This is a genomic window from Enterobacter sp. RCC_40 (genome assembly GCF_041360735.1).
GTDB lineage: Bacteria > Pseudomonadota > Gammaproteobacteria > Enterobacterales > Enterobacteriaceae > Enterobacter > Enterobacter ludwigii.
On sequence record NZ_JBFUPR010000001.1, the window covers coordinates 1,224,648 to 1,249,380 of the forward strand.

Genomic DNA, 24,733 nt, shown 5'->3' on the forward strand with positions numbered 1-24,733 from the left:
GGTAAGACATAATCAAACAAAAACCGGGCCTCACGCCCGGTTTTGTGACTGATCTGAATCAGCGCTACGCACTCAACCCGCGATTCTCCAGCATCGGTTCAATCCTCGGATCGTGGCCGCGCCAGTTCCGGTAAAGTTCAGCTCAATCACTACTGCTCCCGCGCGACAGAATCACCTCGCGGAATGTCTGTCCGTTTTCGCGGGTCAAACCACCCTGCTCGACAAGCCACTGATAGCCATCGTCTGCCAGCATTTGCGTCTATAGGTAATCCAGATTCAGTGTTTGATAATACAGATCAACCTTTTTTATCTGTGGTAAACCTTGCTATTACTTCTTGTTCATCTGCAATTTTACCAAGATTTTCTGGCGCTATTATTCTGCCAACGGGTGTGTATCCGTAGTTTGTCTGAAAGGTCTCATAAAAAAGTACCAGGGTACGATGGCCATATAACATGAGATCGCCCTGATTAATGGTTCCAGGTTTGACCTGGTGGGTCGGTAAGGGACGGGGCAGATCAGCAAATTTCTCGTTCCCGTTAAGTTCCTCCATCGTTAAAGTCAGGGGAAGCTGTTCAATAAATGCCTGTGCGGCTGGATTATTCTTAAGTTCAACGTAAAAAGTTTGCTGATTGATAGTCATTTTAACGGTCACGACTTCTTCCTTGTCTGGCTGTAAAGAATTACTGGCACGAACCGGGAATAAAAAGGTCGTGATGATAATAAATAACAGGAATAATATTTTTTTCATCCAGATTCTCTCCCGCAAATGTGCTGCACCTTTCAGGTGCAGCATCAATGATTATTTTAGATAAGCTTTTAAAAAGAAGTCAATTTATCAAATGGGTTCAGAACCGTATGCTTATCTCCGGACTCCTCTCTTACTGGAAATTCTACACGATAGATGTATGCCGACTAGCTAATGATTGCTTAATGGGCTTATAAGCTATAGTTATGTTTTGCGAGTATTTCACTGATGAAACGTAATCTGAATGACCTCCTTTATTTCATTACCGTCACCCGCGAAGGGAGTTTAACCCGTGCGAAGGCTCAACCAAGGGGTGCGCAACCGGCTCTCAGCCAGGCAATATCGACGCGGGAATAACGGCTGCAGATCCTACTGCTCACACGAACTACCCGTAACGTATCTCCAATTAATGAGCTGTACTCATAATCAATATAAATTTATACGCATTATCGAATTAATGCTCTGCTGCTAAGATTATCCCTGTTCAGGAATGTGTCACTGAAGTCTGAAGAGATTGAACCTGATCTCAGTCTGATAGTGGTGACAACAGCCCATCACCTATTCAGGAAGAGTAAAAATGACAGATAACATCATAGGCAAAGTAATTGTAATCACGGGTGCATCAAGCGGTATGGGTGAAGCGGCTGCACGTTATCTTGCTGAAAAAGGAGCAAAGGTTGTGATGGCAGCGCGGAGAATAGACCGCATAGAGGCCATTGCGAGTGAGCTCCAAAAGCAGAATAAAGAAGCCATCGCCGTCGCAACCGATGTGACGAAACTTGATGACGTAAACAACCTCATTGAGACTGCGGTCAACAAATTCGGTCGTGTAGATGTTCTTATCAATAATGCCGGCCTGATGCCACTTTCCCGCCTTGAACAGGGAAATGTCGATGAATGGAATCAGATGATTGATGTCAATCTGCGCGGGGTTCTACACGGGATTGCTGCGGTGCTGCCTTATATGAAATCACAAAAAACAGGTCATATCATTAACACCGCATCTGTTGCTGCACACCTTGTCTTCCAGAGTTCTGCTGTCTATTCGGCGACAAAATTTGCTGTTCGTGCATTAACCGATGGTTTGCGCCAGGAAATGGCGGCACATAACATTCGCGTCACGTTAGTCTCTCCCGGTGCTGTTAAAACAGAACTGCTGGAGCATATAACGGATAAAGATGTTAAGGCTGCAAACCAGGATTACGTTGAAAATGTTGGCGTGCCAGCAGAAACCTTTGCACGCATGGTAGCCTTCGCAATTAATGAACCAGAAGATGTTGGTGTGAGTGAAATTATTTTCAGACCAACGGCTCAGGAATTGTAATTAGTTTAGTGGCGGCAACTGGAGAAAAACTATCAGGATTTAGGCTTTCAGATTCGGCATACCCCTATGCCTTTTCCTAAGCCTAAAACACGATTTTTCCTGCACCTAACAGCGAGAAATGTCCGCTTCTGGCACAGGCCTGCTGTTGCAGCCCTGACAACCTTAGACTTCAATCGATTCAGAGATTGCTAACGCATCATCTACTTCAATGCCCGGATAGCGGACTGTGCTTTCCAGTTTCTTATGGCCCAACAGAAGTTGGATCACCCGAAGATTCTTGGTTTTCTTGCAGATCAGGTAAGGTTTTGTTCTTCTCATGGAATGTGTGCTGTAAAGCGAATCTTCGAGACCACGCTTTTCTACCCACCCATGAAAGATTCGGTTGTATTGTCGGGTTGATATGTGCTGATTAGTTCCGACCCGAGACCGGAACAAGAAGTCTTTACTGTGCAAATTGCCAAGCTTTATCAATGCAGCAACAGCTTCTCTTATTCCTTTGGTTATCTCAAATTGCACAGGACTACCGGTTTTCTGTTGCAACACCGTTGCTATGCTTGAAACCAAGCTACCATATGCCACATCAGATACTTTGAGTTTGACCAGATCACAGCCTCGAAGCTTACTGTCCAGGGCCATATTGAACAGAGCTAAATCGCGCGTTTTACCTTCCAGTTCAAGCCGGATTCGGATCCCCCAGATATGAGATATCTGAAGTGGTCTTTTTTGGCCGATGATACGGTCTTTGTTCCACGGTGACGTGTTCATACTCAAATCTCCTGCAATGTGGGAGATTTGAGTATGGTTGTCCCTTATGAGCGAGGAGCGGACGTAAAGGTTGCTGCTATGTGATAGAAGTATTATGCCAAGAGTCAGCAAGTAACCACAAATCTGAGAGCGTTTGAAGTTCTTGTTCTTCACTAAGGTTGAACGTAGCTTCTTGAAAAGAAATATTCATGCCATTTAAATTCATTATAAAACTTGATCTCACATACCGAAATGCCTTTCGAAGGCGATCAAGTTGTGGAGGGTTATTTAAATATCTTTTTAAATTTATTTCCGCCTCCTCAAAGTTAGTGTAAAACTTAAAGACTTTAGACTCATTGTTTTTATTCCTCATTTCAAAATTACCCTGATCAAAGTAGCGTTCCAGTATAGATAAGTCAACTACTGGCATGTTGTTTATTTTTATTCCGGCTGCATGTGGAACACTAGACAAATAGCAAAAAATAACATTTTCTGGCTTTAGGGGAAACATGGCCTCCTTATCATAAATTGACTTGAATCGATCATATTCAGAAAGAAAAAAATCTATTTTTTGATTGGCGTTAGAATCTTTCAACTCTTTTAAATTATTATGATACCCAGTAGTTCCAGCTCTATAGATAAAAGATTTCGCCTCTATCAAGAGATAAGTTTCCCCGATGCGCATTACAAGATCTATTTCTTCATTTCTTTTGCCTTTAGATTGTTTAAAACCCAGAGCCAACACACGGCAAAATCCATCTTGTAATACTTTATTTTTAGAGATCTGCTCAGATAAAATGCTTTTGACATTTTTTTCAAAGAACTTTCCTTTTTCAATTTTTTTTGTATTTAGTTGTTTTTTGACCACATTATCAATAACTCTAGTTAACTGCCCTGCTATAAATACGCCTAAATTAATATGGTAATTTCCATTTAAAATATAAAGTGGCTTGAGATAAAAATCAGATAATTCACCCTTTGTGTTTGTGTGTAATTCAACTAATTGTTCAGCTTTTAATATATTTATTTTTATACAGCGCGTTATAATATCCACTAAGCTTTTTTTAGTAAAAACTACTGGTTGGTAAACGTTTCCATCTGTTAAAAATCGATTAACTATACAAGTTGATAATCTAGAGAAAACCAGCCAAAAATATCGCACGTCAAATAAAGTCAAAGATTGGAAATCATTTAATGGAACATTTTTATAATCTCTATAATAGAATGGATGTTGATTTAATAGCAGGTTATGTTGAATGTGAGTATCCTCATTAGGCTCATTATAAATAACCTTGACTGTATTATTTTCAATGATCGCGTCATTTGGCACTAATTTTATTTTTGGGTCGGAGATTCCGCCAGAACTATATGCCTCATGTAATAATTGCACCATGTGATCTTCAAATCGTTGAATAGCAGTTTTTTCACCGAAATCAATTTCACATTCACTTGGAGATAAAATCACGCCTCTATCGTCAGGTTTAAATGTCCAATTTGATTTCTCTATCTTTTCCCATTGCTTTTGTAAGTAAATTCTTTTCGATGCTAATTGATATAATTCATGGTATATATCATTTGGCTGATATTTGACGAATTTTTTTCTTGACAGTTTTAGGCATAACTGACTTGATTCTTGAATGGATTCCAATAGAGAATCAATATTCCCTTTAAATCTTCCATTTTTTTTCTGAAAAAATAAATCAAGGGTTAACCATTGTTGATAAGCCAAGATCTCCTGTTCTGAAATTCCATTTATAACATTAATTAATCTTGCGCATTTTTTATCAATTTCCTTCAGAAGTTCTCCGATGATTAAACCATCATGAAAAAGGCTAGATGTCTCTTTTTCTTTTGAAGAGAATTCCTCTGACCATTTTTTTTCATCGAAAAAATAAGATGTTGGTGAGTAAGCTTTTTCTTTCATATCGCACCCTGCCACTGTTTATATAACTATCAATAAAAATGATTATAATAATGTTAATTTATCAGATGTAATATTTTGAATTTTCATTGGATTATTCCCATGTAATTTATGTGTGCATAGTAGAATTAATGAAACATACAATGAGACTATGGTACAATAATAATATTTACAAATAATAGACTTAACAATATAATCGATGTGTTTAGTATTAAATTTAAAGACGGCGTGTTTTATTTTGAAGATAATTTTTGAGAATATATGAGTATTAATAACTAGAAAGGTCATCGGTGATTGCAGTCCTACCCCAATGCAATCGGAAAAAATTATTTTCTTAAAACCATTCACAGTACATATCCTTGCTCATAGATTGCTAGTCTTCAATCTAAGTTCTGATTCATTTTGAATCAATAGAATGAGGAAAATTTGCAACTTCCGATCCTAGCACATAGCAGCCCACGGCAACGGCCAGGAGCGGCAATAAAGCATGCTCCCACAATTGATGCTGAGTCCTAATCAATGGGAACAGTTCAGCGTGTTTTTACAGGCTTTATTAGTTTCGGTTATGGCCAAACTCCCGCGAGAGCAGTATTTGTTTCCAGTGAGTTTCGCGGCGATCAATTTCACCTTTTTCGGCATTAAGATCCATGACTTCAAGGATCGCGAAAGTGATATTCTGTAGTCGGTTTTCATCGCCTGTGCCGAAAGCTTCCTTAAGACCTACATTGCCGCCATGCCTGGAACCAAAATAATATTCCCATCGGCCCCATATCCCTTCAATTCCATCGGCTTTTCCAACGTAGAGTTTTCCGCCGTCCCGATCGGTTAATACATAGATGCCTTTAACCACGGACAGTGCGGTACGCCAGGATTGCAGATTAAGTCTGAGGATCGAGCCGATGCTGTTCCGGTCCAGCACGACGTTGCGGTAGCCTGGAAACTCGCCGAAGGTCTGACGTGCTGGGGTGATGGCGCTGATAACCAGTTCGCTCTGAATACTTTCACCGAGGCGAATGAAGTTGCGGACTTTATTTTTAAAGCTGATATACATCCTTCCAGCGTACTCTTCAGTCTCTGGGATTTTCTGAAGGTGGTACTGATAATACAGTTCCTCACGATCAGGATAGGCTTTCTTTCCCGCGTTACCTATCTGCTGAAATACTCCCGCAAATAGCCAAGTGTCAGTCCCCGGGACCCTGATCAGGGAAACGACATATCTGCGGCTAAACTCCCGCCGCTTCTGCCAGCACTGCCAGTCGTCGAAAGTCCCTCCCCGGAATTTAACCAGCGGATCCTCTTTATAATCATTTGTTTGCGCAAGATGGACTTTGGTGGCTTCAGGCGTGAGATCAGGAAATTCCATCTTCAGATAATCAAAAAGCTTCAATTCCTCTCCTTAATAATCAGCTGAGTCTGTTAACTCTTTGCCGTGGCTTCACGTTACATGCCCGCATTTCACTAAGCTGTTGCTCACAAATTAACACAATATTCGATTTCAACAACGTTCTCTTCGGCAGGTAACTTACTGACGACTGAATAAGATACTGACCAGCTCCCTTTAAATTGACATAGATGACTATATTGGCAACGTCAGCTTCTGGCACATAACGGCCCTGGACATTGGGAAAATCACCGGACCCTTAGCAGATCTGAATATCTGGTCGTCTATCTCGGCGACAGCATTTCACGTTTCATCTGCCAATACTGCTATATGCCCTGCCCTGCAAAGTAAAGCGTGCCTTTCCCGTCTTTCGCATTCAGGTGATCGAACACCTCAATCAACTTTTCGCTGCCAGCATACGGCGCGTTCTCATCGAAAAGGTTGAGCTGGGCCACCCCCTGGCTGAAGAAGTCACCCAACATTATTCCGGCTTTCTGATAACGATGGTCATCCTTCCAGATTTTATCCAGGCACTTTATGTGGCGTTAATGATTTTGGGGAAGAAAAATCGGTCAAAAAAAACCGGGCATCGCGCCCGGTTCTGTTCCCATACTAAAAAAGCCCTTAAGCACTCAATCCACGATTCTCCAGCATCGGTTCAATCCTCGGCTCGTGCCCGCGCCAGTTCCGGTAAAGTTCAGCTAAATCAGTGCTGTTCCCGCGCGACAAAATGGCCTCGCGGAATTTCTGTCCGTTTTCGCGAGTCAACCCGCCCTGCTCAACAAACCACTGGTAGCCATCGTCTGCCAGCATTTGCGTCCAAAGATAAGCGTAATACCCTGCCGCGTAGCCGCCGCCAAAGATATGGGCGAAGTAGCTGCTGCGATAGCGCGGTGGAACGGCGGGCAGATCCAGTCCCTCTTTGTGCAGTGCTGCCGCTTCAAAGGTGTCAACATCGTCCACGGGTTCGCTGATGCCGTGCCAGTTCATATCCAGCAGCGCAGCGCTAAGCAGCTCGGTCATGTCATAACCTTTATTAAACTGCGTCGCGTTAAGCATTTTATCGCGCAGCGCCTCGGGCATCGGCTCTCCTGTCTGATAGTGGCGGGCATAGTGGGCAAACACCTGCGGATGGCTCGCCCAGTGCTCGTTGATTTGCGATGGGAACTCGACAAAATCACGCGGCGTATTGGTGCCGGAGAGGGAGGCGTAGCGCTGGCTGGCAAACAGACCGTGCAGCGTATGACCAAACTCGTGGAACAGAGTGACCACATCGTCCCAGGAGATCAGCGCCGTCTGACCGTTAGCCGGTTTTTGATAGTTGCAGACATTGTAGATAACCGGGCGCGAGGCAAACTCATACGATTGCTCGACGAAATTCCCCATCCACGCCCCACCGGCTTTCGATTCGCGGGCAAAGAAATCCCCGTAGAACAGCGCCATCCCTTCGCCGGTGTGGTCGAAAATCTCCCACACGCGGACATCAGGATGGTAAACCGGAATATCGAAACGCTCGACAAAGCGGAGGCCAAACAGCTGGCTTGCAGCCCAGAATACGCCATCCTGCAACACCGTGTTGAGCGCAAAGTACGGCTTGAATTGCGACTCGTCGAGGGCATATTTCGCCTGGCGCACGCGCTCGGCATAAAAGGCCCAGTCCCACGCCTGCACGGTGAACCCGCCCTGCTCGTCATCAATCACTTTTTGGATATCGGCCTGCTCAAGCGTCGCTCGGGTGCGTGCGGCGGGTACAATTCCGCGCATAAAAGCCAACGCGGCGGCAGGTGTTTTCGCCATTTGATCGGCGATACTCCAGCTTGCGTAGTCCTCAAACCCCAACAATTTTGCCTGACGCGCACGCAACGCGGTGAGACGCAGGATCAGTGCCCGGGTATCGTTTTCATCCCCTTTCTGGGTACGCGTCCAGCCCGCGTTAAACAAATTTTCCCGCGTCTGACGGTCACGCAGCGCGGAAAGTGCGGGTTGTTGAGTGGTATTCAGCAGCGGAATCAACCAGCGATCGTTCAGCCCTTTCTCCGCGGCGGCATGGGCAGCCGTCGCAATCTCGTCAGGACTGAGTCCATCAAGCTGATGTGCATAATCCACGACCAGCCCACCGGCTTTGGTGGCGGCCAGCAGACGCTGATTAAACTGGCTGGTGAGGGTCGCCGCCTCGGTATTCAGCGCTTTCAGCTCCGCTTTTTCTGCATCATTCAGCCGCGCACCGGCCAGCACAAAGTGCTGGTACGTCTCTTCTGCCAGCCGACGGGATTCGGCGTCCAGCGCAGCACAATCCTGCCAGACGCTCTCCACGCGAGAGAACAGCGTGTCGTTAAGCCAGATATCGTTCGCCAGGGCAGCAAGCTCGGTAGAGATCTGCTCCTCAAGCGCCTGTAAGTCATCATTGGTGTGCGCAGAGGTCATGGCGAAGAAAACGCTGCTGACACGCGAGAGCATGGCACCGCTTTTTTCGAGCGCCAGCACGGTATTGTTGAAATCCGGGGCGGCCGTTTGCGCGACAATCGCGTCAATTTCGGCTCGCTTCTGGCGTATCGCTTCATCGAATGCCGGGCGGTAGTGGCCGTCGTTGATTTCGTCGAATCGGGGTGCCTGATAAGGCAACAGGCTGCTTTCAAAAAAGGGATTAGTGGCCGACATCTTTCACTCCTGAGTACGGTTATCTTCCCAGAGTAGGCCAGGCCGCCACTGCCTGCAATGCCGTCATACAAATGTTGCCTTAACGCATCCTTCGCGGCCGTGCTATGTTAGTACAACACAAAAAGCGTTGAGGAACAGTGAGATGATTATTTTAGTTACCGGGGCAACGGCAGGTTTTGGTGAAAGCATCACGCGTCGCTTCGTCGCCAACGGGCATAAGGTGATTGCGACGGGTCGTCGTCAGGAGCGTCTGCAGGAGCTGAAAGATGAGCTGGGTGACAGCATCCTGACCGCGCAGCTTGATGTCCGTAACCGTGCCGCCATCGAAGAGATGATTGCTAACCTGCCGGCCGAATGGCGTGCCATTGACCTGCTGGTCAACAATGCCGGTCTGGCGCTCGGTATGGAGCCTGCCCACAAAGCCAGCGTCGAAGACTGGGAAAACATGATCGACACGAACAACAAAGGGCTGGTGTACATGACCCGCGCCGTGCTGCCAGGCATGGTTGAGCGCAATCGCGGCCACATTATTAATATCGGTTCGACCGCAGGAAGCTGGCCTTATGCGGGCGGTAATGTTTATGGCGCGACCAAAGCCTTCGTGCGTCAGTTCAGCCTTAACCTGCGTACCGATCTGCACGGCACCGCCATTCGCGTGACCGATATTGAGCCGGGCCTGGTAGGCGGAACCGAATTTTCCAACGTTCGGTTTAAAGGTGATGACGCGAAAGCAGACAAAACCTACGAGAATGCGAACGCCCTGACGCCGGAAGATGTCACCGAAGCGGTCTGGTGGGTGGCAACGCTGCCAAAACACGTCAACATTAACACCGTAGAAATGATGCCAGTCAGCCAGAGTTTTGGCGGACTTAGCGTCCATCGTGGCTAAAATTGCCCTTCCCGGCCTGCGGGCCGGGTCTGTTTCAGGCCATAAAAGAATGGTAGTATGTTCAGGCTAACTCTCTGAGAAATGACAACTCATGGCCGCTGAATCGCAACTCAATCCTACCCAGCCCGTAAACCAGCAAATCTATCGCATTTTGCGACGTGATATTGTCCATTGCCTGATCCCACCCGGAACGCCGCTCTCTGAAAAAGAGGTGTCCGTGCGATTTGACGTGTCCCGCCAGCCCGTGCGTGAGGCGTTTATCAAGCTTGCAGAAAACGGTCTGATTCAGATCCGCCCGCAGCGCGGCAGCTATGTGAACAAAATCTCGCTCTCCCAGGTGCGTAACGGCTGTTTTGTCCGTCAGGCCATTGAGTGCGCGGTGGCGCGCCGGGCCGCATCCTTGATTGATGACAACCAGTGCTACCTGCTGGAGCAAAACCTGCATCAGCAGCGTATTGCGATTGACCGCAAACAGTTCAACGACTTCTTCCAGCTTGATGACGAGTTTCACCAGAAGCTGGCGCAAATTGCGGACTGTCAGTTGGCCTGGGACACGATTGAAAACATCAAAGCCACCATCGACCGCGTGCGCTATATGAGCCTCGACCATGTCTCCCCACCGGAAATGTTGCTCCGACAGCATCATGATATTTTCAGTGCGCTGGAAAAACGCGATCAGGACGGTGTAGAAAAAGCGATGACGCTGCACCTGCAGGAAATCAGCGAATCCGTACAGTTAATTCGTCAGGAAAACAGCGACTGGTTTAGCGAAGAGTAAAATACGCCGCCCCCGTTTCGGTTGCGGCGAAGAGATTAGCGAACCACCAGCACCGGAATACTCGCATAGCGCAGGATAGATTCCGCATTTGAACCGAGCAGATGGGTGCTGATGCTCGGGTTTTTCGACCCGATGACGATCACGTCATATTCCCCTTCTTTGCTCAGTTTGATAATTTCGTCACGCACGTTGCCAAAGCAGACCAGGCTGTGGATATTCTCCCCGGGGAGATCAAACAGCCTTTTTAGCTCGTTCATTTTCTTCCCGGATTCTGCGGTCATAAACGCTTCAAACTTTTTGATATCGGCGTTGAATCCGCGCAGCAACGAGCGGCTGCTGTTGGGGAGAATGTTCACCAGCGTAATCGACGCGCCTTCCGCCTTTGCAAGGTTGGCCGCGTGGCGAACCGCTTTGTCGCTCAATTCCATTTCAAATACATCAACAGGCATTAAAATCTTCTTATACATAAGCCTGACTCCTTATTCCTGTGAAAGGGGTATTCCCTGCGTCAAGAATGACAGCCGGAATATAAACAAACCCTAAACGCTTGCCAGCAGAAACTATCAATAAAGGAAAATAAATGTGGGCTTTGTAAATTGCTGTCGTGAACCGTCAGCACCCACCAATATTGAGAAAAAAGTGTGAGTTTGATCAAAAACAAAAAAATGAGATGCAGACAGGCGTATTTATAGTGCCCCGTGAACGGTGAAACCTGAAATAGCGCCGTAACGGATAAGTGAGAGAGGAGAAAATACCATGATGACATACGACCGTAACCGTAACGCAATTACCACCGGCAGCCGTGTAATGATCAATGGCACAGGACACACCGGCGTGATTAAAGCGATCCACAGCGAAGGGCTGGATGCCGCGCAGGTGCGTCGCAGCAAAACGGTAGAAGTGGAAGGTTGCGAAGGTAAGTTCGAACCGATTGAACTGATTCGCCTGGGTATGCACTGATTCATGCGACATCATGCCGCCGCACGCGGCGGCATGTGATGACTTAGCCGTTCGCCGCGTACTCTGCGACCGTGGCTTTTGCACCTTTTTGCACTAACGTCTGGTAAGCACGCATTACCGCATCCACAAAGACGGTTTCATGCGGGAGTTCTTTGCCAAAAATGGCCTCAATGCCCAGCAGCGCCTTCACCCGGTCTTCGCCCTCAGCACTTCCCTTCACCGCCGCCTGAATGACCGCCAGCTGCGGGTCGCTCACGTCGATAGCGTTGCCCTGCTCATCGACACCACCGACATACCGCATCCAGCCTGCAATGCCTAATGCCAGCAGCGGGAAGCTTTTTTGATGCACCAGATGCCAGCGCACGGAATCGAGCATACGCTGCGGGAGCTTCTGGCTGCCGTCCATCGCGATTTGCCAGGTACGGTGACGTAACGCCGGGTTGCTGTAGCGGGCAATCAACAGGTCAGCATAGTGGCCTAAATCAACGCCTTTCACTTTTAAGGTCGGCGCCTGCTCGTTCAGCATCAGCGCATGGGCGGCAGTACGGTAGTGCGCGTCTTCCATGCAGTCGTTGATATGCGGGTACCCCGCCAGATAGCCAAGATACGCGAGGAAAGAGTGACTGCCGTTAAGCATGCGCAGCTTCATCTCTTCAAACGGAATGACGTCAGAAACCAGCTCCGCCCCGGCCTTTTCCCATTGCGGACGGCCTGCAACAAAGTTGTCCTCAATCACCCACTGACGGAACGGTTCGCACGCCACGCCTGCCGGGTCACGAACGCCAGTCAGCTGTTCAATTTTATCCAGCGTCTCCGGTGTAACCGCGGGAACAATACGATCCACCATGGTGGACGGGAAAGTGACGCTGGATTCAATCCAGTCTGCCAGCTCGCCGTCAACCGCGCGGGCATAAGCGCAGGTCACATTACGCATGACGTGCCCGTTCTCCGGCATATTGTCACAGGACATGACGCTAAACGCGGGCAGCCCGGCAGCTTTGCGTCGCGCGAGTGCTTCCACCACCACACCCGGCGCAGATTTCGGCTGATGCGGGTTTTTCAGGTCGGCGGCGATTAACGGGTGATCGAGCATCAGTTTCCCGGTCGCCGGCGAGTGGCAATATCCCTTTTCAGTAATGGTGAGCGAGACAATCGCCACCTGCGGCTCACACAGTGCGGCCAGCACGCGTTCCAGCCCGTCAACCTGTGCATGCAGTGCGTTCCTGACCACGCCCACCACCCGCGATGTCCACGCATCGGCAGACATTTCCGCCACGGTGTAGAGATGATCCTGTGCGTTCAAATCGGCAATCTGCTGTTCACCGCCAATCAGGTTTACCTCACAGTAACCCCAGTCGCTGTTGTGTTCCGCGGCGAGAATGTCGGCGTACACCGCCTGGTGCGCACGGTGAAATGCGCCAAACCCTAAATGAACAATGCGTGCCTTGAGGCGATCGCGATCGTACTGAGGAAGCGTCGCTTTCGCCTGTAATAACCGGTTTTCCATGATTAAGACTCGTTAAGTTATGTACGCTGGGATTCGCTGCCGCTCTATATGAGCAGCAGCGCCTGCTGACTACACCAACTAGAATGGCAGTCGGGGTAAAAAAGAACTGCCATTAACCATACTGATCCTGCAGTTTCAGATTTTGATTTATATTAACTTTTACGCATGTGGTGTGACATGAACATAAAGTTGTGTGACAGGTCACTCAAGATATAAACCATTACCGCCGCGATGAAACCGCCCCATAGCCAACGGAATCACGTGCCGGCCCCTCCGCCGCATCTTCCGCCACGCTCAAATCACGATCGCAGACCTCTGGCATGCAGATGGCGGCGATCAGCCCAATCACGGAGTAAGCGATCATCATGGCGACAATTGGCCACCAGGAACCGGTCATATTGCAGAAGATCCCGGCGAGCACTGGCCCAAAGCCTACCGCCACCAGCCCGCCCGCCTCTTTTGAGATAGCCATCCGGGTAAAGCGGTTACGCGAGCCAAACATCTCCGCCATCGTGATGTTTTCCAGGGCGAACAGTCCCAGTACGGCGAAATTATGGATAACGATGATAGAAAGCGTGATCACACCCGGCGCATAGCTCTTATCAACGATAATCGACAGCATCGGGTACGCCAGAATAATGGCGGAGATATTGAGCAGAATGTACGGCAGACGACGCCCTACTTTATCGGAGAGCCAGCCCAACAGCGGGATAGAGATAAACCCGAGAATTGAGCTTATCATCAGCGCATCGGTGGGGATCGCTTTATCGAACAGCAACGTCTGAACCAGATACCCGGCAAGAAACGTCTGGATCAGTCCCGAATTCCCCGCCTGACCAAAACGCAGCCCGGTTGCCAGCCAGAAGGACTTACTCTTCACCATCGCTGCAAATGATAAATCATGTTTTGTCACCGGTGCGGTTGTCTCAGCCTCGTTCACTTTTTCAAATACCGGGCTCTCCTTGAGGTTCATTCGCAGCCAGATGGCGAAGATCATTACCACCACGCTGGCAAGAAACGGTACACGCCAGCCCCAGGCAACCAACTGTTCGCGGTCGAGGGCGAAGAACATAATTGCCCAGATAGCCGTTGCACTTAGCGTCCCGCAGTTGGTGCCCATCGCCACCAGCGAAGAGATAATGCCGCGTTTCCCTTTAGGGGCGTACTCCGCCAGCATGGTGCCGGCACCGGAGATTTCAGCCCCTGCCCCCAGCCCCTGGATAATACGCAGCGTCACTAACAGGACGGGCGCGAAAATCCCAATCTGCGCGTAGGTCGGCAAGACCCCGATCAGGGTCGTGCAGATCCCCATCATAGTAATGGTGATAAACAGCACCTTTTTACGGCCAATGCTGTCGCCCATTCGCCCGAAGATAAAGGCGCCGACAATGCGCGCGATATAGCCTGCGCCGTACGTCCCCATCGCCAGAATCAGCGCCATTGCGGCCGATTGTTCCGGGAAGAAGATCTCATGGAATACCAGGGCGGCCCCCAGCGAATAGAGCTGGAAATCCATAAACTCCAGTGCGGTACCCAGCCAGCCGGAAACGGCGGCTTTCACCAGATCTGAAGTCGTTCTTTGTGGTTGTGTTTGCGTCATAATGGCTATCTCTGCAAGGTAAGATGCGTACCACTCAGAGCCTGTCTGCGCAGGCTCTTAACCGCATGAATTATTATTGCCCGAACGTGAGTAAGACTTTGCAGCACTGCCGCTGATCTTTTTCAAACCGTTCGATGGCGTCTGTTACGTGGTGATAGTCAAAAGTGTGGGTAATCAGTTTGTCCGGGTCGATCAGCCCCTTTTCCAGCCAGTCGATGACGACGGGGAATTTGTTGGCATTCAGCCGTGATGAGAATATCGCCAGCTCTTTTCCGGTGATCCCCTGCTGAACAATCTGGCTTGGGTCGCTGGAAAACCCCATCAGCACGATGCGTGCCGCCGGAGAGGCAATGGTGATGGCTTCCTGTAAAATTGTCGGATGACAGGCTGCGTCAATAATAAGCGTCGGTTTGATCCCTTTTTCTTCCAGCGCCGCCTGTAACGACAGCTCTGCGTTGTTGAACACCCAGTCCGCGCCGCTGCGTTGCGCCATCGCCAGCCGTTCATTGATCCGATCGACAACGATAACCTGCTTCACCTTATAGACACCTTTCAATGCCTGGAGGGTGACAAGCCCCATGGGGCCTGCGCCGTAGATCAGGGCGATATCCTGCCCGGTGGGTTGTGCGTGGCCCGTCACGTTAGCGGCAATCGTGAACGGCTCGATCATTACCGCGTGTTTATCTGGAATAGCATCCGGAACAACCCAGGCATTTTTTGCCGGTACGACGGCATACTCACTAAAGCCTCCGTCGCGATGAACACCCAGCACCACCAGAGAGGTACAGACATTGGGTTTGCCCACGGAGCACGGATAGCAGTGTCCGCAGCTGATCACCGGGTCAACCGAGACGCGCTCGCCCACGCGGGCCGGGTCAACTCCCTCACCAACGGCATCAATCTCACCAAAAAATTCATGGCCAATCACGCGCGGGTATCGCGCAAACGGATTATGTCCGCGGTAAATATGGCTGTCTGAACCGCAAATACCGGCCAGTTTGACGTTGACGCGCACTTCACCTGCCGCGGGTTCCGGGAGTGGACGATCTTCAATCACCAGTGCATTGGGTTGTTGAATCACTACGCTTTTCATCGTTCGCTCCTCGTTTACCAGTTCCACAACGTGCCATCTTCGAGACGGGCAACCGGAAGATAGGCAGGATCGTACGGGTATTTCGCCGCCAGTTTTTCGTCAAATTCAATACCCAGCCCGGGTTTGTCGCCCGGATGCATATAGCCATTATCAAAGCGCCAGCTGTGCGGGAAGACCTCCAGCATTTGTTCGGAGTAACCCATATATTCCTGTACACCAAAGTTTGGCACCCACAGGTCAAAATGCAGCGCGGCGGCGTGGCAAACAGGCGACAGATCCGACGGTCCATGTGAGCCGGTACGCACCTGATAAAGCGAGGCGAAGTCCGCGATGCGCCGCATGCCGGTGATGCCGCCCGCGTGGGTAATGGTGGTGCGGATATAGTCGATAAGCTGCTCTTCAATAAGCTGCTTGCAGTCCCAGATGCTGTTAAACACTTCTCCAACCGCAATCGGCGTGACCGTGTGCTGACGGATCAGACGGAAGCAGGCCTGGTTTTCCGCTGGCGTAGGATCTTCCATCCAGAACATACGGAATGCTTCAATGCTCTTACCGAATCGCGCCGCCTCAATCGGGGTCAAACGGTGGTGCATGTCGTGCAAAAGATGCTCATTAAAGCCAAACTTACTGCGCACCGCATCGAACAGCTTCGGTGTGAAATCGAGGTATTTTTCAGTGGACCAGAGCTGCTCTTCCGGCCAGTCACCTTTAGTGGCGGGCTCGTAGGCCAGCCCTTTTCCTTTCGACATGCCATAGGTGGTTTTCATACCCGGCACGCCGCACTGGACGCGGATCGCCTTAAAGCCCATCTCTTTATGTCGGGCGTAATCTTCCAGCACGTCATCAATGGAGTGTCCAGTGGTATGACAATAGACCATCACCCCTTCCCGGGATGCGCCGCCCAGCAGCTGGTAGAGCGGCATATTGGCCGCTTTGGCTTTGATATCCCACAGTGCCATATCCACGGCGGAAATGGCCGACATGGTGACCGGACCACGACGCCAGTAGGCGCCTTTATAGAAGAACTGCCAGATATCCTCAATGCGGTGCGCATCACGGCCGATCAGCTGCGGGCAAAGGTGATCTTTCAGATAAGAGGCCACCGAAAGTTCACGTCCGTTAAGGGTGGCATCACCGAGGCCGACGATGCCCTCGTCGGTGGTAATCTTAAGGGTGACAAAGTTACGCCCCGGGCAGGTAACAAAGACTTCAGCCCCGACAATCTTCATAATCCATTTCCTTACATCGCTCATTGTGATGCTGGAAACTTACTCTTCTGCACTACTACCATACAAGTATAATGATCATAAAATCAGCGAACGGTCACAAAAAAATCGGGCGCTCAGGCGCGCCCCCATCCGGCAACAATAATCAACATGCCGCACAGCGCAACCAGCGCCCCGGCCCAGTCATAGGCGCTGAGCTTCACACCATCCACCACGCGTAACCACAGCAGCGCGGTACAGACATAAACCCCGCCATAAGCGGCGTAGACGCGCCCGCTGGCCGCCGGGTGCAGCGTCAACAGCCAGACAAACAGGGCCAGCGCAATGCCCGCCGGGATCAGCAGGAAGACGGTTGCCCCCTTCTTTAGCCAGAGCCACGGAAGGAAGCAGCCGATGATTTCACACAGCGCGGTGGCAAAAAAAAGCAGAGTGGTTTTGAGCATATTTACGGTCATGTGATGATTTATTTAGACATCATACCTGATGATATCGTTTACTTTTCCATACCCGTGTCGCGGGTATGCCGTTATTTCTCTTTGGTGTAGAATCTGAACGGGATAACTTAATTATCTGCGCCCATTTAAAAGGAAACGCTATGACTACATTAAGCAAACGCCTTTGTCTGACAGCCCTGCTGGCGCTGTCATCGTTCGCCTTTGCCGCCTCTGCCACCGCCGAAACCAGCAAACTCATTATTGAGTCTGGTGACAGCGCGCAAAGCCGTCAGAACGCCGCGATGGACAAAGAACAATGGAATGACACCCGTAGCCTTCGCCAGAAGGTGAACAAACGTGTTGAAAAAGAGTGGGACAAAGAAGATGTCGCTTTCGACGCGCGCGATAAGTGTCAGCAAAGTGCCAACGTTAACGCCTACTGGGAGCCAAATACCCTGCGCTGCCTGGATCGTCGTACTGGCCGCACGGTAGCGCCATAATGTCAGTGCAGTGTGACGTTAAGCTCCGCCCGCTGGAGCGTGAAGACCTGCGCTTCGTCCACCAGCTCGACAATAACGCCAGCGTGATGCGCTACTGGTTCGAAGAGCCTTACGAGGCGTTTGTTGAGCTGTCGGATCTCTACGATAAGCACATTCACGATCAGAGCGAACGCCGTTTTGTCGTGGAGTGTGAAGGTGAAAAAGCCGGTCTGGTGGAACTGGTGGAGATCAACCACGTTCATCGTCGGGCAGAATTCCAGATTATCATTTCACCTGAGCATCAGGGGAAAGGTCTTGCCACGCGGGCGGCGAAGCTGGCGATGGATTACGGATTCAACGTCCTGAATCTCTACAAGCTTTATCTCATCGTGGATAAAGAGAACGAGAAAGCGATCCATATCTACCGCAAGCTGGGCTTTATGGTGGAAGGCGAACTGGTTCACGAGTTCTTTATCAACGGTGAATACCGCAACACCATTCGCATGTGCATCTTCCAGCATCAGCACCTGGCCGGACACAAACCGTCAGGCGCCAGCCTGCTGAAACCCACCGCGCAGTAACCTGCGCGGCTTTTTCTCAGTAGTATTCAATACTGTTCTTAATGGTGTACTTGCGCTCAACGGCGGGCTTCACACTGTTGTCGGTGATCGTCAGATCGCAACTCACCGGATTATTGTGTCGATCGTAATCACAGCTTTGATTGACGTTGCCCAGCGGCTTGTCATTCAGCATGCTCACGGCGGAGTAATCCATTCTTTTGCGAAGATCTTTAGACGGCGTCGACTGGACGGATAAATGCTGGTCCCCGGAGACGGTGGTTTTCCCCAGCGGATAGCCATCCGCATCATAGCGGTACTTCACTTCCATCTCTTTGCCGTGCGCCGCCACCACAAACCCGTTATCGTCGGTATCCCACGTTACGCCCGCCGACGGCAATTCGGCCAGCTGGCATTTCCCCTGCAGTTTCACTTTTCGCTGCTGGGTTTCCGCATCAAGGTAGTAATTAGCATCCAGTACCAGCGCCACGCCGGTATTGGCCTCGAGGTCGTGCAGTTCGAGGGTATCGAAACACCCTTCCGTCGACATCGTACCGGTTACCCGTTTGGAGACTTCACCTTTGTCGTTGAACAGTGTCTGGGTAAAGTCTTTTACCGGGCCGCGCAGAGGGTCAAAATCAAATTCATTGGAGAAGCTCGCCATCTCGGGCGTAAACGACAGCGGCGCGGAAGGGTTGTCGCACCCCACCAGTGTTGCTGCCAGTAGCGTTATCGCTGCGTAGTTCTTCACATCATTTACCGAATCAGGGAGAGTATTCCCGATCATATTAGCAAATACCGTTGTTCACACGATAGCAAAATGTCAGGCGAAAAGAGACGTACAATCAATGCATTAATCTCTCTTACCCTCTGCAAAACCTCGCCAGAACGAGAAGGCGCTGTGCCCGCTGTTGAACAGGAAACACACCTGCTTTGAGCACATGACGGATATTCTGTGACATATTAACAACATGAAAACGCCGGCAGATTGCGCCATCTAACTTTTTTCTTTGATATATTAAATGTTTACCATCCCCTTTCTTCCTCTATAAGGATGCGCTACCCTCACAAATGCGTTCGCGTCCAAAACCGCCTGGAATCTCTATGCTTTCTTTATTCATGAAAAAACGTAGGCAAAACGCTGATTTTTGATTGCTCATCAAAGGTTAAAAAATGAAAAAAACAATCCCTGAATATACGCCTGTTGACTTATCACGTTGGGCCAGAAAAGAACATTTCGAGGTATTTCAGTCCTTTGCTCAATCTACATTTAATCAAACTGTTCAAATAGACATCACCGCATTGCTCAAGGATATAAAAGAACTGGGCTGGAAATTTTATCCGACGATGATTTCCCTCCTTTCTAAAATCGTCAACAACCATTCGGAATTCCGTATGGCCATGAAGAACAATGAACTTGTCATATGGAATGAAATTCATCCAAGCTATACCATTTTCCATAATGAAACGGAGACCTTTTCTTCTTTATGGAGTCACTTCGATGGCAATATTGATCATTTCCAGAACGTTTATTCGGAAGATGTTGCTCGCTATGGTAATACCCTTTCTTATTGGCCGAAGGAAGAGTCGCGGGAAAATGTATTTTTCGTGTCGGCGATCCCCTGGTCAAGTTTTACCAGTTTTAATATCAACGTAGCCAATATGCAGAACTTTTTTGCCCCCATGTTCACGATGGGGAAATACGTCAACCAGGGTGGAAAAGTATTGTTGCCCCTCGCCGTGCAGGTCCATCATTCCGTGTGCGATGGTTTCCATGTGGCAAGATTGTTCAATGAGTTACAGGCGATGTGTGATGACTTACGGCATCACTCCGGCGAACGACAGGTGCAGAGCAAAACGCAACGCGCTTAGCGTCGCGATGCCGGGCGGGTATCACCGCCCGCAGGACGTGTTGATGGAAATTGAAATTGGGGAAAATGAGCGCAGGAAGCCTGTATAAGATTGTTCAGAAAGTTATCCCCAATAACAAAAGCTTACACGAACCCTGCTAAGCTTAACCGACACACAGAGAAAAGGAGCTACAGATGAAACGGTTACCCTGGATTACCGCCCTGCTGTTAATGAGCGCTTCTACAGCTGCTCTGGCTGCCCCGGATTCCTGCGAGCGCGTAAAAAGCGACATTCAGCAGAAAATCATCAATAACGGCGTGCCCGAGTCCGGCTTTACGTTGAACATTGTGCCAAACGATCAGGCTGACCAGCCGGATGCACAGGTAGTCGGTCATTGTGCGAACGATACCTTTAAAATTCTCTATACCCGCACCGGTAGCGGTGCCGCATCAGGGATGCAGGATAATGGTCAGGGCGAACCTCAGTGATTTTAATCACTTTCTCGCGGCCAATTCCCTTTGACTTGATGAGGATTAATATTTAATACCTCCAAATAAGTAACATTCACCCCATCATTAGCCCGGTTGTAATCACGGGCGAAAATAATACGCAATTAAAATGATGGGGTGAGTTATGTCCGATGTCGAAAATCACGGCGGGATCAGCCGTCGAGCGTTGGTTAAATCCACTGCAATAGGCTCTCTGGCACTTGCCGCCGGGGGGATTTTACTGCCTTTTGGCCTCAAACGTGCCGCTGCCGCGGTACAAAACGCCGTAAAGCCCGCTGAAGACAAAGTGGTCTGGGGTGCCTGCTCGGTCAACTGCGGGAGCCGTTGTGCGCTGCGTCTTCACGTCCGTGATGAAGAAGTTTACTGGGTCGAAACGGATAACACCGGTGAGGATATTTATGGCAATCATCAGGTTCGTGCCTGCCTGCGCGGGCGTTCTATTCGCCGTCGGATCAATCACCCCGATCGTCTGAACTACCCCATGAAGCGCGTAGGGAAACGCGGTGAAGGCAAATTTGAGCGTATCTCATGGGATGAAGCCCTGGACACCCTTACCCGCAGCCTGAAAGATGTCGTCGAAAAATACGGCAACGAAGCGGTCTACATTAACTACTCCTCCGGCATTGTGGGCGGCAATATCACCCGCTCCTCCCCTTATGCTTCGCTGGTCGCGCGTCTGATGAACTGCTACGGCGGCTTTTTAAGCCACTATGGCACCTACAGCACCGCGCAAATAGCCTGTGCAATGCCCTACACCTACGGCAGCAACGATGGCAACAGCACCTCAGATATTGAAAACACGAAGCTGGTGGTGATGTTCGGCAATAACCCGGCAGAGACGCGAATGAGCGGCGGCGGGATAACCTATTATCTCGAGCAGGCCCGCGAGCGCTCTCACGCGCGCATGATCGTCATCGATCCGCGGTATACCGACACCGCCGCCGGGCGCGAAGACGAGTGGATCCCGATTCGCCCGGGGACGGACGCCGCGCTGGTCGCGGGTATCGCCTGGGTACTGATCGACGAAAACCTTGTCGATCAGCCGTTCCTCGACACGTACTGCGTCGGCTATGACGAAAAAACGCTGCCGGAAGGTGCGCCTGCTAACGGACATTACAAAGCGTATATTCTCGGTCAGGGTGACGATGGCATCGCCAAAACGCCGGAATGGGCCTCGCGCATCACAGGCATACCGGCCGATCGCATCATCAAGCTTGCACGAGAAATTGGCAGTACCAAACCGGCTTACATCTGTCAGGGCTGGGGCCCCCAACGCCAGGCCAACGGCGAGCTGACTTCCCGCGCCATTGCCATGTTGCCGATTTTGACCGGAAACGTCGGTATCAACGGCGGTAACAGCGGCGCGCGTGAATCGACCTACACGATCACCATTGAGCGTATGCCACTGCCGGATAACCCGGTGAAAACGCAAATCTCATGCTTTAGCTGGACCGACGCCATCGCGCGCGGACCCGAAATGACCGCCCTGCGCGACGGCGTGCGGGGAAAAGAGAAGCTGGATGTGCCGATCAAATTCATCTGGAACTACGCCGGCAACACCATCATCAACCAGCATTCCGACATCAACAAAACCCACGATATTCTGCAGGACGAGAGTAAATGCGAAACCATCGTGGTGATCGACAACTTTATGACCTCGTCGGCGAAATATGCTGACATCCTGCTACCCGATTTAATGACCGTTGAGCAGGAAGACATTATTCCTAACGATTATGCAGGCAACATGGGCTATCTGATTTTCCTTCAGCCCGTGACCGCACCGAAGTTTGAGCGCAAACCGATCTACTGGATCATGAGTGAAGTGGCGAAACGCCTCGGCCCGGATATTCATCAGCGATTTACCGAAGGACGTACCCAGGCGCAGTGGCTGCAGTATCTGTATGCCAAAATGCTCGAAAAAGATCCGCAGTTGCCGTCCTATGACGAACTGAAAGAGAGGGGTATTTATAAGCGTAAAGATCCGGCCGGGCACTTCGTAGCCTATAAAAAATTCCGCGATGATCCGCAGGCTCATCCCCTCAACACCCCCTCGGGCAAGATTGAAATTTACTCCAGCAAGCTGGCAGAGATTGCGGCTACCTGGGAGCTCGCCGACGACGAAACCATCAGCCCGCTGCCGGTCTACGCCTCGACCTTCGACGGCTGGGACGCCCCGGAACGTCATAAATTCCCGCTGCAGCTCTTCGGCTTCCACTTCAAAGCTCGCACCCACTCCAGCTACGGCAATGTCGACGTGCTGAAAGCCGCCTGCCGTCAGGAGGTCTGGCTTAACCCCGTGGACGCGGCGCAACGCGGCATCAAAAATGGCGATACGGTGCGCGTGTTTAACGATCGCGGCGAGGTACGCATCGAAGCGAAAGTCACACCACGCATCATGCCCGGCGTGAGCGCGATGGGCCAGGGAGCCTGGCATGACGCCAATATGAACGGCGATCGTATCGACCACGGTTCATGCATCAACACCCTGACCACGCACCGCCCGTCACCGCTGGCCAAAGGTAACCCGCAGCACACCAATCTGGTGCAGATCGAGAAGGCGTAAGGAGTAAGTGATGACCACTCAGTATGGATTTTTTATTGATTCCAGCCGCTGCACCGGGTGCAAAACCTGCGAGCTCGCCTGCAAGGATTACAAAGATTTAACCCCGGACGTCAGCTTCCGCCGTATTTACGAATACGCGGGCGGTGACTGGCAGGAAGACAACGGTGTCTGGCACCAGAACGTGTTTGCCTACTACCTGTCGATTGCCTGCAACCACTGCGAAGACCCGGCCTGCACCAAGGTCTGCCCGAGCGGGGCGATGCACAAGCGTGACGACGGGTTCGTGGCAGTGGATGAAGATGTCTGCATCGGCTGTCGCTACTGCCACATGGCCTGTCCGTACGGTGCCCCGCAGTACAATGCCGCCAAAGGGCATATGACCAAGTGCGACAGCTGCCACACCCGCGTGGCAGACGGCAAAAAGCCGATCTGCGTGGAGTCCTGCCCGCTGCGTGCGCTGGACTTCGGTCCTATCGACGAACTGCGTAAAAAACATGGTCAGCTGGCGGCCGTCGCGCCGCTGCCGTCCGCGCACTTCACGAAGCCGAGCATCGTGATTAAACCTAACGCCAACAGCCGCCCGACAGGGGATACCACCGGCTACCTGGCAAACCCGAAAGAGGTGTGAGATGGGAAGTGGATGGCATGAATGGCCGCTGGTGATCTTCACCGTCTTCGGACAGTGCGTCGCCGGGGCATTGATCGTTATGGGGCTCGTCTGGCTTACTGAAAAAGACGACGCGGTGAAAACACGCCTTGTCCGCAGTATGTTCTTTCTGTGGCTGGTGATGGGCATCGGATTTTTGGCGTCCGTGCTGCACCTTGGCTCCCCGCTCCGGGCCTTTAACTCGCTCAACCGCGTGGGTGCTTCGGCGCTCAGTAACGAAATTGCCGCGGGATCCGTTTTCTTTGCCGTTGGCGGTTTCTGGTGGCTGGTATCCATTATCGGTAAAATGCCCCCGGCACTGGGTAAAATCTGGCTGGTCGTTAGCCAGATCCTGGGCGTTGTCTTTGTCTGGGCGATGACCCGGGTTTATCAAATTGATACCGTACCGACCTGGTATACGGGTTACACCACGCTGGCCTTTTTCCTGACGCTGGTATTGGGAGGGCCGCTGTTTGCAGCCCTGTTGCTGCGCGTGGCAAACACGACATATAAAAGCACATTCGCGGCCTCTGTCAGCGTGCTGGCACTCCTGGCCTGCGTGGCGGTCATCGTGCTGCAGAGCAATGACCTGGCGACAATCCACAGTTCCGTTCAACAGGCGAGTGCCCTGCTGCCTGACTATGGCGCACTGCAAATCTGGCGTATCGTACTGCTTGCCGCCGGACTCGGCTGCTGGTTGTGCCCGCTGATGCGTCGGCAGGAGCCTAAAGCCCTCGCTCTTTTTGCAGGCGTGATACTGGTCGTCGTGGGTGAACTGATTGGCCGTGGTCTTTTCTATGGTCTGCACATGACCGCAGGTATGGCGATTGCGGGTTAACACAGTCGCGCGGGCTACTCCGCGCGAGC

Annotated in this window: 23 protein-coding genes and 3 pseudogenes; 12 read left to right on the forward strand and 14 right to left on the reverse strand. The window is 50.7% G+C overall.

All coding sequences use genetic code 11. From position 1 onward, the window contains the following. Positions 1 to 64: 64 nt before the first annotated feature. A pseudogene (locus tag AB6731_RS05690) lies at positions 65 to 259 on the reverse strand (M3 family metallopeptidase); the annotation flags it as partial. Between the two features lie 37 nt (positions 260 to 296). Beyond that, complete coding sequence (locus AB6731_RS05695) at positions 297 to 749, reverse strand: cyclophilin-like fold protein (protein ID WP_371006027.1); 453 nt, start codon at positions 747 to 749, stop codon at positions 297 to 299. A gap of 225 nt (positions 750 to 974) precedes the next feature. On the opposite strand from AB6731_RS05695, the pseudogene AB6731_RS05700 reads away from it, so the two are divergent. Both AB6731_RS05700 and AB6731_RS05705 read left to right on the forward strand, forming a co-directional pair. Beyond that, a pseudogene (locus tag AB6731_RS05700) lies at positions 975 to 1,100 on the forward strand (LysR family transcriptional regulator); the annotation flags it as partial. 223 nt (positions 1,101 to 1,323) lie between these two features. After that, the gene (locus AB6731_RS05705; RefSeq protein ID WP_032681105.1) at positions 1,324 to 2,070 is read left to right on the forward strand and encodes an SDR family oxidoreductase; all 747 of its coding nucleotides are present in this window, start codon (positions 1,324 to 1,326) and stop codon (positions 2,068 to 2,070) included. A 162-nt stretch (positions 2,071 to 2,232) separates the two neighbouring features. Here the strand turns inward: AB6731_RS05705 and AB6731_RS05710 are convergent, their stop codons facing one another. From AB6731_RS05710 to dcp, 5 genes and pseudogenes are all read right to left on the reverse strand, one after another. After that, positions 2,233 to 2,835: a tyrosine-type recombinase/integrase gene (locus tag AB6731_RS05710; RefSeq protein ID WP_044857612.1), complete on the reverse strand. Its 603-nt coding sequence runs from the start codon at positions 2,833 to 2,835 to the stop codon at positions 2,233 to 2,235. A gap of 76 nt (positions 2,836 to 2,911) precedes the next feature. Further along, positions 2,912 to 4,738 (reverse strand): hypothetical protein, encoded by a 1,827-nt coding sequence (locus tag AB6731_RS05715; RefSeq protein ID WP_371006029.1) that lies wholly within the window; start codon positions 4,736 to 4,738, stop codon positions 2,912 to 2,914. A 550-nt stretch (positions 4,739 to 5,288) separates the two neighbouring features. Next, entirely contained in the window at positions 5,289 to 6,122 is an 834-nt protein-coding gene (locus tag AB6731_RS05720; RefSeq protein ID WP_371006031.1) for a GIY-YIG nuclease family protein, read from the reverse strand. A gap of 278 nt (positions 6,123 to 6,400) precedes the next feature. Then, positions 6,401 to 6,655 (reverse strand): annotated as a pseudogene (locus tag AB6731_RS05725) (DUF4113 domain-containing protein); the annotation flags it as partial. An 85-nt stretch (positions 6,656 to 6,740) separates the two neighbouring features. Next, on the reverse strand, positions 6,741 to 8,774 hold the full coding sequence (dcp, locus tag AB6731_RS05730; RefSeq protein ID WP_371006032.1) for a peptidyl-dipeptidase Dcp: 2,034 nt from the start codon (positions 8,772 to 8,774) through the stop codon (positions 6,741 to 6,743). A gap of 142 nt (positions 8,775 to 8,916) precedes the next feature. Between dcp and ydfG the strand changes: the two genes are divergently transcribed. After that, complete coding sequence (gene ydfG / locus AB6731_RS05735; RefSeq protein ID WP_020884259.1) at positions 8,917 to 9,663, forward strand: bifunctional NADP-dependent 3-hydroxy acid dehydrogenase/3-hydroxypropionate dehydrogenase YdfG; 747 nt, start codon at positions 8,917 to 8,919, stop codon at positions 9,661 to 9,663. A 91-nt stretch (positions 9,664 to 9,754) separates the two neighbouring features. Further along, positions 9,755 to 10,441, forward strand: coding sequence for a GntR family transcriptional regulator (locus tag AB6731_RS05740; RefSeq protein ID WP_371006033.1), 687 nt, complete (start codon positions 9,755 to 9,757; stop codon positions 10,439 to 10,441). Positions 10,442 to 10,476: 35 nt separating this feature from the next. Here AB6731_RS05740 and AB6731_RS05745 read toward each other — a convergent pair whose 3' ends face one another. Further along, positions 10,477 to 10,908, reverse strand: a complete 432-nt coding sequence (locus tag AB6731_RS05745) for a universal stress protein (protein ID WP_014169892.1) — start codon at positions 10,906 to 10,908, stop codon at positions 10,477 to 10,479. Between the two features lie 289 nt (positions 10,909 to 11,197). On the opposite strand from AB6731_RS05745, the gene ydfZ reads away from it, so the two are divergent. After that, the gene (gene ydfZ / locus AB6731_RS05750; RefSeq protein ID WP_013096785.1) at positions 11,198 to 11,401 is read left to right on the forward strand and encodes a putative selenium delivery protein YdfZ; all 204 of its coding nucleotides are present in this window, start codon (positions 11,198 to 11,200) and stop codon (positions 11,399 to 11,401) included. 43 nt (positions 11,402 to 11,444) lie between these two features. Here ydfZ and AB6731_RS05755 read toward each other — a convergent pair whose 3' ends face one another. From AB6731_RS05755 to AB6731_RS05775, 5 genes are all read right to left on the reverse strand, one after another. After that, complete coding sequence (locus AB6731_RS05755) at positions 11,445 to 12,908, reverse strand: mannitol dehydrogenase family protein (protein ID WP_371006035.1); 1,464 nt, start codon at positions 12,906 to 12,908, stop codon at positions 11,445 to 11,447. 220 nt (positions 12,909 to 13,128) lie between these two features. Next, positions 13,129 to 14,508 carry an MFS transporter gene (locus tag AB6731_RS05760; protein ID WP_371006036.1) on the reverse strand — a complete coding sequence of 460 codons (1,380 nt, stop codon included), beginning with the start codon at positions 14,506 to 14,508 and terminating at the stop codon, positions 13,129 to 13,131. Between the two features lie 73 nt (positions 14,509 to 14,581). Next, on the reverse strand, positions 14,582 to 15,601 hold the full coding sequence (locus tag AB6731_RS05765; protein ID WP_020884261.1) for a Zn-dependent oxidoreductase: 1,020 nt from the start codon (positions 15,599 to 15,601) through the stop codon (positions 14,582 to 14,584). A gap of 14 nt (positions 15,602 to 15,615) precedes the next feature. Then, positions 15,616 to 16,830 carry a starvation-sensing protein RspA gene (gene rspA / locus AB6731_RS05770; RefSeq protein ID WP_020884262.1) on the reverse strand — a complete coding sequence of 405 codons (1,215 nt, stop codon included), beginning with the start codon at positions 16,828 to 16,830 and terminating at the stop codon, positions 15,616 to 15,618. 113 nt (positions 16,831 to 16,943) lie between these two features. Then, the gene (locus AB6731_RS05775) at positions 16,944 to 17,270 is read right to left on the reverse strand and encodes a YnfA family protein (RefSeq protein ID WP_025204305.1); all 327 of its coding nucleotides are present in this window, start codon (positions 17,268 to 17,270) and stop codon (positions 16,944 to 16,946) included. A 152-nt stretch (positions 17,271 to 17,422) separates the two neighbouring features. Between AB6731_RS05775 and AB6731_RS05780 the strand changes: the two genes are divergently transcribed. Further along, a complete protein-coding gene (locus AB6731_RS05780) occupies positions 17,423 to 17,761 on the forward strand; it encodes a DUF1283 family protein (protein ID WP_020884264.1) in 339 nt (112 codons plus the stop codon). Continuing rightward, complete coding sequence (gene speG, locus AB6731_RS05785; protein WP_020884265.1) at positions 17,761 to 18,321, forward strand: spermidine N1-acetyltransferase; 561 nt, start codon at positions 17,761 to 17,763, stop codon at positions 18,319 to 18,321. The genes AB6731_RS05780 and speG overlap by 1 nt, the downstream gene beginning before the upstream one ends. Positions 18,322 to 18,337: 16 nt before the next feature. Here the strand turns inward: speG and AB6731_RS05790 are convergent, their stop codons facing one another. Then, positions 18,338 to 19,084, reverse strand: coding sequence for a YnfC family lipoprotein (locus tag AB6731_RS05790; protein ID WP_032670404.1), 747 nt, complete (start codon positions 19,082 to 19,084; stop codon positions 18,338 to 18,340). Between the two features lie 386 nt (positions 19,085 to 19,470). Here AB6731_RS05790 and catA point away from each other — a divergent pair, with 386 nt between their 5' ends. From catA to AB6731_RS05815, 5 genes are all read left to right on the forward strand, one after another. Beyond that, positions 19,471 to 20,169, forward strand: a complete 699-nt coding sequence (gene catA, locus AB6731_RS05795; RefSeq protein WP_196087779.1) for a type A chloramphenicol O-acetyltransferase — start codon at positions 19,471 to 19,473, stop codon at positions 20,167 to 20,169. 173 nt (positions 20,170 to 20,342) lie between these two features. Then, complete coding sequence (locus AB6731_RS05800; protein ID WP_014169881.1) at positions 20,343 to 20,636, forward strand: DUF1161 domain-containing protein; 294 nt, start codon at positions 20,343 to 20,345, stop codon at positions 20,634 to 20,636. A gap of 145 nt (positions 20,637 to 20,781) precedes the next feature. Continuing rightward, entirely contained in the window at positions 20,782 to 23,220 is a 2,439-nt protein-coding gene (gene ynfE / locus AB6731_RS05805; protein ID WP_371006038.1) for a selenate/tellurate reductase subunit YnfE, read from the forward strand. A gap of 10 nt (positions 23,221 to 23,230) precedes the next feature. Then, positions 23,231 to 23,848: a DMSO/selenate family reductase complex B subunit gene (locus AB6731_RS05810; protein ID WP_371006041.1), complete on the forward strand. Its 618-nt coding sequence runs from the start codon at positions 23,231 to 23,233 to the stop codon at positions 23,846 to 23,848. A gap of 1 nt (position 23,849) precedes the next feature. Then, on the forward strand, positions 23,850 to 24,704 hold the full coding sequence (locus AB6731_RS05815; protein ID WP_371006042.1) for a dimethyl sulfoxide reductase anchor subunit family protein: 855 nt from the start codon (positions 23,850 to 23,852) through the stop codon (positions 24,702 to 24,704). Positions 24,705 to 24,733 lie beyond the last annotated feature (29 nt).